The sequence below is a fragment of the Peribacillus asahii genome, from assembly GCF_003570725.1.
GTDB lineage: Bacteria > Bacillota > Bacilli > Bacillales > DSM-1321 > Peribacillus > Peribacillus asahii.
Window position 1 is genome coordinate 142,545 of the sequence record NZ_QWVS01000011.1, and the last position, 12,517, is coordinate 155,061.

Here is a 12,517-nt window from a genome sequence, read left to right on the forward strand (position 1 = left end):
CGTGTTGTATTGTTCTTATTTTTTTTATTGGCGTGCTATTTGGAATGTGTTAGGATAATTGAGTAACAGAAATTTGTCGGAAAAATGTGGTGAGAACATGAGAGTCGTTTCTGGAACATGTAAAGGAAGACCGTTGAAAGCTGTACCGGGTACAGGAACCCGTCCTACAACTGATAAAGTAAAAGAATCGATTTTTAATATGATTGGCCCGTATTTTGATGGCGGCCTTGTGCTGGATTTATTTGCAGGCAGCGGGGGACTTGGTATAGAAGCGTTAAGCCGAGGGGCGGATCGAGCTATTTTCGTCGATCGTGACTATGCAGCTTTTCAAACAGTGAAAGCGAACTTAGAGCTATGTAAATTGACGGATCAAGCAGAGCTTTATAAAAATGATTCACAACGAGCATTGAAGGCGCTTATTAAACGGGAGTTAACGTTTGATTTAATTATGCTCGACCCACCTTATAAGAAGCAAAAGCTTATCGAGTTGCTAGAGGAAATATCAAAGGCTAGACTGTTAAATGATAAGGGATACATCGTTTGTGAACATAGCCATGATGTTACTTTGCCGGAGCAAGTCGGTGATTTAGTTATAAAAAGAAAAGAAGTCTATGGAATTATCGCCGTTACTATTTATCAATGGGGGTATCTTCAAGACGAACAGGGGGAATAAATCATGTCAAAAATAGCGATTTGTCCAGGAAGTTTTGACCCGATTACATTTGGTCATGTTGATATTATTCAAAGGGGAGCTAATGTATTTGATGAAGTATACGTTGTCGTTTTAAATAATTCGGCTAAAAAGTCTCTATTTACAGTCGAAGAGCGGATGGATCTAATTCGCGGGGCGACGGCTCATATTCCGAATGTAAAAGTTGATTCATTTCGAGGTCTTACTGTTGACTATGCTGAAAGCGTTTCCGCTAATGCGATTATTAGAGGGCTTCGTGCTGTATCTGATTTTGAATACGAAATGCAAGGAACGTCGATGAACAGGCTTTTGAATAATCAAATAGAAACATTCTTTATTATGACAAAAAATCAGTATTCCTTTTTAAGTTCAAGCATTGTGAAAGAAGTGGCTAAATATGGTGGGGACATTTCCTTGCTAGTACCTGACGTTGTCATTCAGGCGATGAAAGAAAAATTCCATTTGATATGACTGAATATTCCACTAAAAGAGAGCGTGTCATTCGACGCGCTCTCTTTTAGTGGAATTAAAATCGAATTATTCTTTTGGCTATAATGCATGTATAAACACTTAAACTAATAATGGTGAACAGAGGTCCTAAGTGGAGCATTTGTTCATATAATGTTGTTGTTTCATCTCCAATAATCTGACTAACCGGAAAAGCGAGTGCGGCATGTCCATAGTCTGGAATCTCTACATAAAGTGAATTCCAAAGCAGATAAGCAAGTGTTGCGGCAATAAAGCCATGCAGGACGCGGGCAAAGAAAAAGGGAGCAAAACGGATATCTGTTTCGGCTAAAATACTTGCTACTTGCGCTTGAACGCTTAAGCCGCTGAACGCTAAAATAAAGCTTGCAATCATCGCTTGCTGTAATAAATTAGCGTTTGAAATTGAGCTTGTCATTTTTGCGCCAAGCGTCATTTCAAACAGTCCCGAAATAAAAGGAATGCTAAAGGAAGGTGACAGTGAAAATACATGTAAACATCCAGCTATGGCTTTTGCAAGCAAGGCTGTTACATTCATTTGAGATAATAGCTGATTGATAACTGAAAATAGAATGATAAACCCGCCAATCATTAATAATGTATGAATGGAAGAGGTCACCGAGTCGCCGAGCATTTTTCCAAATGGTCGAGTTTCCTTTAAACGTGTCCGATGCATCTGCTTGAGGGCCGCTTTTATAGATGGAAGTTTGATTATTCTATTTGGAATGGCTTGCTCCTCTTTTTGTCCATAAAACCGCATGATGAAGCCAACAATCATATTTCCTCCGTAATGAGCCGCTGCAAGAAGGATACCAAGCTTTGGGTTTTGAAAAAAACCAACGGAAACGGCAACGAAAATAAATAATGGATTTGAGGAGTTAGTAAAGGAAACAAGACGTTCTCCTTCAATTCGAGTTAGTTGTTTTTCCAGTCGAAGTCTAGCGGTAAATTTTGCTCCAGCAGGAAAGCCGGAAGCTAGCCCCATTGCCCAGACAAAACCACCTACACCAGGAACGCGAAAAAATGGTCGCATTAATGGTTCAAACATGACTCCTAGAAAGCTAACAACACCAAAGCAAATTAATAGCTCAGAAATAATTAAAAACGGCAAAAGAGATGGAAAGACAATTTGCCACCACATATGTAAGCCGTTCTTAGAGGCGTCAAAGGACTCCTGAGGAAAAACGACTAATGCAATGGCCATAATCGTAATGAGTAGGGCTAAGGTGATTGATTTAAGTTTCGGTAACAACAAAGCTTGCTCCTCCTTAATCAGGAATCTGCTAGGCACTTTATGCATATGAGTGATAAAATAAAAGGAAGTTTTATACAAGTGGGAAAACCAAGATAAAAAGTAATTTACTAAATCGAAGCTAATCATTTTATCCTGTTTAAACAATATGCTTGTATGAACCGCTTTAAGACAATAATTTTGAATGAGACAATTTGAGGAGGAATAGCATTGCGAGAACCGAAGATTGGATTAGCGCTTGGTTCGGGTGGTGCGCGAGGTTTTGCTCACCTAGGTGTGATTCGGGTATTACAAGAAGAGGGCATTCCTATTGACTTAATTGCAGGGAGCAGCATGGGAGCGATGGTGGGTGCTTTATTTGCAGCGGGCTCAGATATTGAGCGGCTTTATAAACTATCGCGTGTATTTAAAAGGAAGTATTATTTAGATTTTACGTTTCCGAAAATGGGTTTTGTTGCAGGGAAGCGAGTAAAAGAATTAATTCGGGTATTTACATATGGAAAGAAGTTAGAAGAATTAGATATCCCTGTTGCGGTTGTAGCAACTGACATTCGAACAGGAGAAAAGGTTGTTTTTCAGCAGGGACCGATTGCTCCAGCTGTCCGCGCAAGTATTTCGATACCCGGTATTTTTGTTCCGGAGAAAATTGATAATCATCTACTAGTTGATGGAGGTGTCGTTGATCGGGTACCTGTCTCGGTTGCAAAGCAAATGGGAGCAGATATCGTTATTGGTGTAGATGTTTCGCATATTAATCAAGAGGTAGAGATTACATCTATTTATGATGTGATTATGCAAAGCCTTGATATTTTACAAATGGAATTGGTCGAGAATAGAGAGTTTGCTTCCGATGTCATGATTCGTCCGCGAGTGGAAAAGTATAGTTCAAAATCATTTACAAATATATCTGAAATAATTAGTATTGGAGAAGAAGCAGCTAGACAGAAAGTCGATTACATTAAATCATGTGTTGCATCTTGGAAGGAGTCTTGCAAAAATGAGCCGTAAAGCGTATGTCAACACTACTTTAGTGGTTGCCTTGCTTCTTTTTGCCTCTGCATTTTATTATTTGCCGTATTATGTGACAAAGCCTGGTATGGCGAAAGAATTAGAACCGATTATTGAAGTTTCTGGCGGTGATCGAGCAGAAGGGAGCTTCATGCTCACAACGGTTAGAATGGGAAGAGCAAATATTTATTCGTATTTGCTTGCTAAATGGAGTGATTATCAAGAAATTTATCCAGAGGCATCTGTTCGAGGCGAGGATGAAACGGATGAAGAATATAATGTAAGGCAGCTGCATTTAATGGATACTTCGAAAAATCATGCCATTAAAGTGGCTTATGATCACGCTGGGAAAGAGTTTTCTTATCAGTATCTGGGTGTGTTTGTCTTAGATGTACACGAGGATATGCCAGCGGCTGGAATTTTAAAAGCAGGTGATCAAATTATTCAAGTCGATCGCTTAAGTTTTGATTCCTCGCAACAATTCATTGATTATATTGCTACGAAAAAAGCAGGGGATACCGTTGACATCGTTTATAAGCGAGAAGAAACGGAGAAACAAGCAACAATCACCCTGCAAGCATTTAAAGATAAACCAAATCAAGTAGGATTAGGTATCTCTCTTGATGATGCTACGAGAGTCATAACCGTTCCAAAAGTGTCTATTGATTCTGAGCAAATCGGTGGACCATCGGCAGGATTAATGTTTTCTTTAGAAATTTATAATCAATTAACCAAAGGGGATTTAACGCAAGGATATCAAATTGCAGGTACAGGTACGATTGATGAAGAAGGAAAAGTAGGGCCTATTGGAGGCATTCAACAGAAAATTGTCGCGGCTGATAAATCAGGTGCTGATATTTTCTTTGCACCTAATGAGGAAGGGAATCCTCATTCCAATTATCAAGAGGCATTAGTGGCAGCGAAAGATATTAATACGAAGATGAAGATTGTTCCAGTTGATCACTTTACAGATGCCCTGCATTATTTAAAAACATTAGAAGATAAAAAATAAGAGGCGGACTTTGACTTTCCGTCTCTTATTTTTTATTGTTCATCAATAGCGCTCCCTCACAATTGTTAAACCTTGAGTCGAATAGGTGCGGCGAATTCCCGCTTTATTAATTCCGTTTGATAAGGCTCTGTTAAGCCTTGGGCAAATACGTTTGTCGCACGTAAATCTGGTGTAATATCATCATCGTTGTAGACTGATATTTTCGAAATTAAAGGAAGAGGCAGCTCTTTTTTGACCGATTGCAAATACTGTTGTCCCTTTTCCGTCATTCCGAGTAAACGAAGGTATGATGGAAAGGACGACGCCTCCATTTCGGCTTGCAAGCTATGCGTCAAAATATGAGTGCATATGCGTTGGATACGTGTCCATGTATAGCGTTTTGTTTTCACTTGTGTCACAAATTGTTGGAACGTACTAGAGTGTTTAGCTATATCTAATAATCGATGTTCAATGCCTTCCTCTACTTCATAGATGGACGCTAATTCAGCGGCAGAAGAAGTAAGAATTCGATATTTAAGAAGAGGCCAGTACAACTCCCAATGATGAAAGCTTTGATAATAAGTAATATATGTTTCTAAAATAGCAAGGGTTGAATGTGGTACATAGTTAGAAATCGTCTGCATGCTTTGTTTCTGTTCGATAATCGCTTTTCGAATGCCTGTAGCGCTTGCAATCGCTTTATCGTGAAGCGTTGTTTCGTGATAGCCTGCTGCTACCCGCTTGATTGTAAAAGGTTTTATTTTGTAGTTGTTTGATAAAGCAGTGTGCACATATTCTTTGCCAAGAATGTTGTTTGGCTGTGATAGATCTAGTCCTCTTTCATTGGATGAAAGGCTGCGAAAAGCAAGGGAAGCAGCTGCTGGATAACTCTTTCCTTCTTTTAAAAACGTTTTTAACGCACTTTTATATTCTGTTTCTTTTTCTTGAAGCAAATGATAGGTATCGAGAAACGGAGCAATCTTTCCGTCTTCACTGCCAAAGCAGAACGCATCACATTGCATAGCCTCAAGCAGACTAATGGAGCCCCGAGCAAATAATTCGGCGTTGGCTGTTGCGAAACGATAAGGAAGCTCGATAACAAGGTCTACGCCGCCGCGTAAGGCCATGTCTGTTCGTGCCCATTTATTGACGAGTGCCGGTTCACCACGTTGTAAAAATGAACCACTCATTACAGCGATGACTACATCAGCTTCAGTCTGTTTCTTACTTTCTTGAATATGTAAGGCATGTCCATTATGAAATGGATTGTATTCGACAACTATACCAACAGCCTTCATTAAGGTCACCTCACGGAAAAAGTTTGTAATTTGGTTTCTACATGCTAAAATAGAAATTCAAGTATAGTTTGAAGTATTTATTCAACATCGTAAGTATCATTCGTAAAGCTTGCAACATTCGTTAGAATGACTACATTATAGTGTAAAGAAAAAATATTGACAAACGAATAATTGAAAGCTATAATTATTTTTGTTGCCTTGAGGTGATTTCATTTGAAATGGACAATTAGTCAACTTCAAAAAATACGGGACAAACATTTGCAAATTGATGAAATAGTGGATGTTACAGACATTAAGGAGAGAGACCCGCAGATTCGCGACGTTTCACCAATAAAAGTAACAGGAAGAGCCGATATTGGTTCAACGAAAGTTACTTTCCACTTGCATCTATCGGGTAAATTTATTTTACCGTGTTCCCGAACGCTGGTAGATGTCAACTACCCAATTGATATTGAAACAACAGAAACTTTTCTATTCAAAACAGCAGGCATCGAGTATGATGGAGATGATGTGACAATTGTAGAAGGTGATGTTGTGGATCTTTTGCCAGTCATTAAAGAAAATTTATTGCTAGAAATACCGATGCAAGTTTTCTGTGAGGATGTTAACTCAGAAGAAGCTGCTCCTCAATCTGGAAATGACTGGACCGTTATTTCTGAAGAAGAAAACAAACAGAAAGTGGATCCTCGATTCGCAAAGCTTGCCGATTTTTTTGAAAACAATAAAGAATCTTAATTGAAAGTATAAAAGTCAGTTAATCTGGTTTTTATGGATTTCTTATATTTTTTAAGGAGGTGGGAATAATGGCTGTACCTTTTAGAAGAACGTCTAAAACTGTAAAAAGAAAACGTCGTACACACTTCAAACTATCTGTACCTGGTATGGTAGAATGCCCAAGCTGCGGTGAAATGAAACTTTCACACCGTGTTTGTAAAGAATGTGGGACATACAACGGAAAAGAAGTTGTTAACAAATAATTTCTTTATATTACATCGAGCAATATGCTAATGAAAGCACAGGGATTATATCCTCTGTGCTTCTTTGCTTTTGTTATGTTTAATATAAGTAAAATATAACTTTAAAATGGAAAAAGTTAAATAAAATTCACAGAATGTTCAATGAATGGTGTAAAATAGAAGAGTGATTAATTAGTTAGGATGGTGAAGGTATGAGTCAGACGGTTTTAGTGGAAAAAAATGAACGCGGTTACATGAAATTTATTTTACATCGACCAGAAAAAAGAAATGCAGTTAGTTATCAATTGATGGAAGAATTTGAAGCTGCGCTTGACCAAGCGGCCCAAGATAATGATGTAAAAGTAGTTGTGATAACAGGTTATGGTGATCGCGCCTTTTGTTCGGGTGGCGATTTAGCTGAATTCCATTCGCTTTATACAGAGGAAGAATCTTACGGAATGCTGTCTAAAATGGGAGCAATCTTATATAAATTAGCTGTATTCAAAAAGCCTACTATTGCTTTGCTGAATGGTAGTGCAGTTGGAGGGGGCTGTGAGATTGCCTCAGCATGTGATTTTCGTCTTGCTAAAAGCGGTGTGAAGCTAGGTTTTGTTCAAGCATCGTTAGGAATTACAACAGGATGGGGAGGAGCCTCGATTTTATTAGAGAAAATCCCTTATCAATCAGCTATGAAGCTACTATTGAATGGAACCATTTATACAGCAGAGGCAGCGAAAGAATTAGGATTTATTGATGAAGTGATTCAAGGAGATTTAGAAGAATGGGAGCGCTTTGTCGATACGATTCTGAATCGTGAGGTAGGCGTCTTGATGGCTTACAAAAATCTATTAATTAATAAATGGGAAGAGACGGATTTAAAAGGGCGCATGGAAATGGAAAGCAGACAATGTGCAAAGTTATGGGAAACGGATGCTCATCATCAAGCAGTCGACTCATTTTTAAATAAAACAAAATAATCTGACTTAGTTTACTCTTTTCCCTTCTATCTTTTCTAGTAAGTACATATATATGAAGAAAAAGCTTGCTTTGGAGGTAGAGAGATGTCAATTGCGAGACAAGATGCATGGAGTCAAGATGAAGATTTATTGTTGGCTGAAGTTGTCTTAAGGTATATTAGAGAAGGCAGCACTCAACTTCGAGCATTTGAAGAAGTGGGTAAACAATTGTCAAGAACACCTGCAGCTTGTGGCTTTCGTTGGAATTCTTTTGTTCGTAAGCAATATAAATCGGGAATCGAGCTCGCAAAGAAGCAGAGAAAAGAGAATAAAGGTCAGAGGGATGTACAATTAGAAGAAAAGCTAGAACGAAAAGTGGAGAATATGCATGAATGTACTCAACAAGTAGAATGTGTTGAGGAGAATAAGGTGAGTGATTCGGTCTCGTTTCAAGAAATTGTTTCATATTTAAAGAAAATGGATGAAACGGCTCGACTATATGAGCAGGAAAAGCAGCAACGAGCTGAAGAACTTGGGGATTTACAGCGAGAAAATCAACAATTGCGTGAGGAAATTAAAGTGTTACAAAGTCAACTTGTTGTTGTGGAAGAAGATTATCGAGCGCTTTTGCATATTATGGAGCGTGCTAGGAAACTCATTATTCATGAAGATGATCCAACAAGTTCAAAAGTGAAGTTCCAAATGGATAAAAACGGTAACCTCGAGAGAGTAAATAAATAAACTCGTGGCTAAGGGGAGTTTTTGCAACCTCTTAGCCACGAGTTTTATTTTGCAGACGATTGCGCAATTATGGACGCCATACGAGTGGATTTTCACCAAGATCGCGATCCATGTCGTAGGTAATTGGTTCAAAGCCCATTTTTGTCCAAAAAGCTTGTGATTGAACCCTCGGGTTTGTTTTAATTGGCAGATGAAAGCTTTTAGCATAATCTACTAAAGCTTTTCCGTAGCCTTTCTTTTGATAATTCGGAAGTACTTCTAATTTCCATAGCACAAGAAAATCTTGCTTCTGGTCAAAGTAATGATCGAACTTCGCGCTTTTTTGATATAAGCTCATTCGGGCAACAAGTGTATCTCCGAAATAAATGCCGTAAAATGGTGATTCACTGTCGTTTTCAATGATATTTGCTTCTAAATCATCGAGCATAGATAATTCTTGTATACCGTATTCTTTGAATTTCTTAAATTCTTCAAGCGTTTTGAAATTCACGAGTAAACGTTCCACTTTGTATTCCATCTAAAGCTCCCCCTTATATCTTCCATAAACCCCATTTGTTATCTAGTTGTACAGAATAAAGCGCTCTTTTATTTATGTTTATATCAAGGCTATGTTCATGAATATGGTTGATTTATACGATTTTTGACCTATTCGGTGTGAAACTATGTTTTCACACGCCTTTCAGCTCTGCTGAAAGTTAAATGAGTAACAAATCTACAACCGTTATTAATACCTATATCCAAAAAGAAAACGCTTCACTACTAGTATAACATATTCTATTTTATCCTTCCTATTTAAAGAATAGAATCAAAATAGGTTGCTTGTTGAGAGGGGATTCTCTTATTCTTACAAACCTATATCTGCTTCTGTACTATAAGTGATTAGGTTAAATGTGATAAAATAGGAATAATTATGGAGGTAATTTATGAAAATAGCGATTATTGGAGGCGGAGCAATAGGTTTATTGTTTGCCAATTATTTGAGCCAATCACATAGTGTAACCGTATATACAAGAACGGAAGAACAGGCTGCGCGTTTAAATCATGATGGATTAAATTTTATGAGAAACGGGGAGGTGCAAACGAAAACAATTACCGCGAAAAAATTAGCAAACAATGTGGAAGGTGCACAATTGGTGATTGTCACGGTTAAGCAATATCAGCTTTCCGATGTTTATTCGTCGATTCAATATTGTAAGCAGCCCCTGTTATTTTTGCAAAATGGCTATGGACATATTGAATTTCTAAAGAAGCTAGCTTCACCTTCTCTTTTTGTTGGGGTTGTTGAGCATGGAGCTTTAAAGCATGATTCACATACAGTTGAACATACAGGGGTAGGTAAAACAAAGCTTGCTGTTTTTAGAGGGAATGAAAGTGAACTGCCGTTTAGACATGAATCGATAGAGCTCTTTCCATTTGAAGTGTATGAGGACTATCATTCTATGTTGCTTGAGAAGTTGATTGTCAATGCGGTTATTAATCCGTTAACGGCTATTTTAGGTGTTCCAAATGGAGAGCTTGTTACTAATGCAGCATATGCCAAGTTAATGGACACCTATTTTCAGGAACTAGCGTCGATTTTGCATATAGATAATCCGGGCCAAGCATTAGAGTATGTGAAGGCAGTATGTCGAGGAACATCAGAAAACCGTTCGTCCATGCTGAAAGATTTAGAGCATGGACGTCAAACAGAGATTGAAGCCATTTTAGGATACGTTCTTTCACAAGCGAAACAAAATGGACAGGAACATCGTTTGATTGATTTTCTTTATACGATGATTAAAGGTAAAGAACAGAAGGAAGGCTGATAGTAGTGGAGTTTGTTGTATCCGCATTCGTGGCAACATTCGTAACATTACCGATTCTCGGATATATCGTTTTTTTTACTGTGGCAAAGCAAATGACAAAAAACCACCGCAGGTCTGTTCGTATTGCGATGGATTTAAGTACTATATTTTTTATTTTTGCTGTTAATTATTTGATTATGGTGATTTGGAATAAGCAGCTTTTTTGGGTATTAATGTTGATTGTTTTAACAATCGCCTGTACAGTTGTTCTTGTCCACTATAAGGTAAAACAGGAAATTATTTTTCCAAAGGTTCTGAAAGGGTTTTGGAGATTAAACTTTGCATGCTTTTTTTGTACGTATTGTGCTCTTGTCTTGTATGGGTTAGTTACTAGAATTCTAAGGGTATTGCTCTTCTGATACTGCATAACCTGTTAGTACATACGACTTGAACTATGTTAAACAAAAGCTTAACGATGGTTATATCGAATGTTAAGTAAGGTGATGAGGGCAAGCAATGAATTCTTGTATAATCTAACCTAGTTAAACCATTTTGTGAAGCTTTCAGCAGTGTTGCATAAAATTCGGCTGTTAGGCAACTTTTTTTATTTTTTTGACATAGCGTGCTATACTCAAAAGTACTGAAGATGCAGAGAGAGGGAGTAGTACATAAATGGAGATGAAAGATCTCGAGTTACCATCTTTAAATCGGTTTGCTTCGGATTATTTACAAGGGCTTCTCGAAGTTGAAGATTATTTTCACTATGATTTGTCTAGTAAAGACATGTACCATAATCGATATAAAGAATTAATGAATCGAACGTTTCTGCGCCAAGAGGTGGCAGATTATATAGAGAACTATATGGCAAGATTGCCAAAGAGTGAAGCTGTAATGAATAGTATTTCGGACTTGCGTAAGGAGGAGTCCGTTGTCGTAATAGGTGGACAACAAGCTGGTTTATTAACAGGTCCATTATATACGATTCATAAAGTAATCTCGATTATTAAATTGGCTAAAGAGCAAGAAGAAGTGCTTAAGAAGAGAGTTATTCCCGTCTTTTGGATTGCAGGGGAAGACCATGACGTAGCAGAAGTAAATCATGTCTATGTGATGAAAGAGGGGAAACCAACTAAGAAAACATATCCTTCCTATCAGCCGTTTAAAACGATGGTTTCTGATATTGAATTAGACGCACAGGTTATGCAACAGTGGTTTGAGGAAATTATCGAAACGTATGGTGAGACAAATTATACAAGTGCGCTGCTTGCCAATATGAAGACTATTTTGTGTCGTTCTCAAACATTTGTTGATTTCTTTTCGGCGCTTATCCATGAATGGTTTCATGAATATGGTTTATTGTTGATTGATGCAGCAGATCCGCGGTTACGACAATTAGAGGCGCAATTTTTCACGCAAATGGTAGAGTGTCATGAAGATATTACGGCAGCCGTATGTGCGCAACAAGCGTTCATTCAGGAACAAGGATACCGACGAATGATTGAAATGGATGCGAACGCTGTGAATTTATTCTATTACCATCCAGAGAAGAAAGACCGCTGCTTGTTAGAGAGAAACAATGGGCAAATTATTGGAAAAAATGGTGAATTACGTTTTACAAAAGAAGAACTTTTACAGACGGCGAAAGATAGTCCGGAGCGGTTAAGCAACAATGTTGTTACACGTCCGTTAATGCAGGAGATGCTCTTTCCGGTACTAGCTTTTATTTCAGGTCCGGGCGAAATTGCTTACTGGGCTGAATTAAAGCGGGCTTTCGATTTATTCGAGATGAAAATGCCGCCGATTGTGCCAAGGCTTAATATTACGCTAGTAGAGCGCGGGATTGAAACAGACCTTCAGGAAGTTGGTTTGGAGCTTGAAACGGTTTTAACAGAAGGAACAGATAAAGCAAAAGAAAGTTATTTGGAATCTGTTAAAGATCCGCTGCTTGAACAGTTGTATGACAAGATGAAGCGAGATTTACAAGTTAATCATCAACAGTTATCAGAGCATGCTGCTCGACTAGATAAAGGACTTCAATCTTTGCTGCACAAAAACCGCTTTTTTATTGAGCAGCAGTTAGACTTTATCTATGGAAAAATGGAAGCGAGCACGAAAGAAAAAAATGCCGTTGTCGTCCGTAAATACGATCGAATCGCTCAATCTTTGTATCCGCTACATTCTCCTCAGGAACGAATTTGGAATATCTTTTATTATGTAAATAAATATGGGCCGGATTTTGTACAGGATTTGATGGAGCTTTCGTATAGCTTTAATAATCAGCATAAACTTATATATGTATAGAAAGAGACAGGTTTTGAGCGAGGGCACTGAAAAACTTACGTTTTTAATTTTTG

General features: G+C 38.0%; 14 protein-coding genes. 11 read left to right on the plus strand and 3 right to left on the minus strand.

Translation table 11 applies throughout. The features are described 5' to 3' along the window. Positions 1-97: 97 nt before the first annotated feature. On the plus strand, positions 98-673 hold the full coding sequence (gene rsmD / locus D1953_RS05700; RefSeq protein ID WP_119116193.1) for a 16S rRNA (guanine(966)-N(2))-methyltransferase RsmD: 576 nt from the start codon (positions 98-100) through the stop codon (positions 671-673). 3 nt (positions 674-676) lie between these two features. Then, positions 677-1,162 (plus strand): pantetheine-phosphate adenylyltransferase, encoded by a 486-nt coding sequence (gene coaD, locus D1953_RS05705; RefSeq protein WP_119116194.1) that lies wholly within the window; start codon positions 677-679, stop codon positions 1,160-1,162. Positions 1,163-1,217: 55 nt separating this feature from the next. Here the strand turns inward: coaD and ylbJ are convergent, their stop codons facing one another. Next, a complete protein-coding gene (gene ylbJ, locus D1953_RS05710; RefSeq protein WP_182480516.1) occupies positions 1,218-2,477 on the minus strand; it encodes a sporulation integral membrane protein YlbJ in 1,260 nt (419 codons plus the stop codon). Between the two features lie 162 nt (positions 2,478-2,639). Here ylbJ and D1953_RS05715 point away from each other — a divergent pair, with 162 nt between their 5' ends. Beyond that, positions 2,640-3,437 carry a patatin-like phospholipase family protein gene (locus D1953_RS05715; RefSeq protein WP_119116196.1) on the plus strand — a complete coding sequence of 266 codons (798 nt, stop codon included), beginning with the start codon at positions 2,640-2,642 and terminating at the stop codon, positions 3,435-3,437. Further along, positions 3,427-4,449 carry a SepM family pheromone-processing serine protease gene (locus D1953_RS05720; protein ID WP_119116197.1) on the plus strand — a complete coding sequence of 341 codons (1,023 nt, stop codon included), beginning with the start codon at positions 3,427-3,429 and terminating at the stop codon, positions 4,447-4,449. The genes D1953_RS05715 and D1953_RS05720 overlap by 11 nt, the downstream gene beginning before the upstream one ends. Before the next feature lie 65 nt (positions 4,450-4,514). Here D1953_RS05720 and D1953_RS05725 read toward each other — a convergent pair whose 3' ends face one another. After that, the gene (locus D1953_RS05725; protein WP_119116198.1) at positions 4,515-5,726 is read right to left on the minus strand and encodes a nucleotidyltransferase; all 1,212 of its coding nucleotides are present in this window, start codon (positions 5,724-5,726) and stop codon (positions 4,515-4,517) included. 213 nt (positions 5,727-5,939) lie between these two features. Between D1953_RS05725 and D1953_RS05730 the strand changes: the two genes are divergently transcribed. From D1953_RS05730 to D1953_RS05745, 4 genes are all read left to right on the plus strand, one after another. Further along, entirely contained in the window at positions 5,940-6,461 is a 522-nt protein-coding gene (locus D1953_RS05730; protein WP_119116199.1) for a YceD family protein, read from the plus strand. 68 nt (positions 6,462-6,529) lie between these two features. Further along, positions 6,530-6,703 carry a 50S ribosomal protein L32 gene (rpmF, locus tag D1953_RS05735; RefSeq protein ID WP_119116200.1) on the plus strand — a complete coding sequence of 58 codons (174 nt, stop codon included), beginning with the start codon at positions 6,530-6,532 and terminating at the stop codon, positions 6,701-6,703. A gap of 191 nt (positions 6,704-6,894) precedes the next feature. After that, the gene (locus D1953_RS05740; protein ID WP_119116201.1) at positions 6,895-7,659 is read left to right on the plus strand and encodes an enoyl-CoA hydratase/isomerase family protein; all 765 of its coding nucleotides are present in this window, start codon (positions 6,895-6,897) and stop codon (positions 7,657-7,659) included. An 84-nt stretch (positions 7,660-7,743) separates the two neighbouring features. Next, complete coding sequence (locus D1953_RS05745) at positions 7,744-8,379, plus strand: RsfA family transcriptional regulator (RefSeq protein ID WP_119116202.1); 636 nt, start codon at positions 7,744-7,746, stop codon at positions 8,377-8,379. Positions 8,380-8,446: 67 nt separating this feature from the next. On the opposite strand, the gene D1953_RS05750 is transcribed toward D1953_RS05745, so the two are convergent. After that, positions 8,447-8,896 carry an N-acetyltransferase gene (locus tag D1953_RS05750; protein WP_119116203.1) on the minus strand — a complete coding sequence of 150 codons (450 nt, stop codon included), beginning with the start codon at positions 8,894-8,896 and terminating at the stop codon, positions 8,447-8,449. A gap of 406 nt (positions 8,897-9,302) precedes the next feature. On the opposite strand from D1953_RS05750, the gene D1953_RS05755 reads away from it, so the two are divergent. From D1953_RS05755 to bshC, 3 genes are all read left to right on the plus strand, one after another. Continuing rightward, complete coding sequence (locus D1953_RS05755; protein WP_119116204.1) at positions 9,303-10,184, plus strand: 2-dehydropantoate 2-reductase; 882 nt, start codon at positions 9,303-9,305, stop codon at positions 10,182-10,184. Between the two features lie 5 nt (positions 10,185-10,189). Beyond that, on the plus strand, positions 10,190-10,582 hold the full coding sequence (locus D1953_RS05760; RefSeq protein WP_119116205.1) for a DUF3397 domain-containing protein: 393 nt from the start codon (positions 10,190-10,192) through the stop codon (positions 10,580-10,582). 253 nt (positions 10,583-10,835) lie between these two features. Next, complete coding sequence (bshC, locus tag D1953_RS05765) at positions 10,836-12,464, plus strand: bacillithiol biosynthesis cysteine-adding enzyme BshC (protein WP_119116206.1); 1,629 nt, start codon at positions 10,836-10,838, stop codon at positions 12,462-12,464. The last annotated feature ends 53 nt before the right edge of the window (positions 12,465-12,517 follow it).

Coding starts and splice junctions, on each gene's coding strand:
- ylbJ (WP_182480516.1), bottom strand. CDS start 2,477: ATGCATAAAGTGCCTAGCAGATTCCTGATTAAGGAGGAGCAAGCTTTG.
- coaD (WP_119116194.1), top strand. CDS start 677: ATGTCAAAAATAGCGATTTGTCCAGGAAGTTTTGACCCGATTACATTT.
- D1953_RS05750 (WP_119116203.1), bottom strand. CDS start 8,896: ATGGAATACAAAGTGGAACGTTTACTCGTGAATTTCAAAACGCTTGAA.
- rpmF (WP_119116200.1), top strand. CDS start 6,530: ATGGCTGTACCTTTTAGAAGAACGTCTAAAACTGTAAAAAGAAAACGT.
- bshC (WP_119116206.1), top strand. CDS start 10,836: ATGGAGATGAAAGATCTCGAGTTACCATCTTTAAATCGGTTTGCTTCG.
- D1953_RS05745 (WP_119116202.1), top strand. CDS start 7,744: ATGTCAATTGCGAGACAAGATGCATGGAGTCAAGATGAAGATTTATTG.
- D1953_RS05740 (WP_119116201.1), top strand. CDS start 6,895: ATGAGTCAGACGGTTTTAGTGGAAAAAAATGAACGCGGTTACATGAAA.
- D1953_RS05720 (WP_119116197.1), top strand. CDS start 3,427: ATGAGCCGTAAAGCGTATGTCAACACTACTTTAGTGGTTGCCTTGCTT.
- rsmD (WP_119116193.1), top strand. CDS start 98: ATGAGAGTCGTTTCTGGAACATGTAAAGGAAGACCGTTGAAAGCTGTA.
- D1953_RS05725 (WP_119116198.1), bottom strand. CDS start 5,726: ATGAAGGCTGTTGGTATAGTTGTCGAATACAATCCATTTCATAATGGA.
- D1953_RS05755 (WP_119116204.1), top strand. CDS start 9,303: ATGAAAATAGCGATTATTGGAGGCGGAGCAATAGGTTTATTGTTTGCC.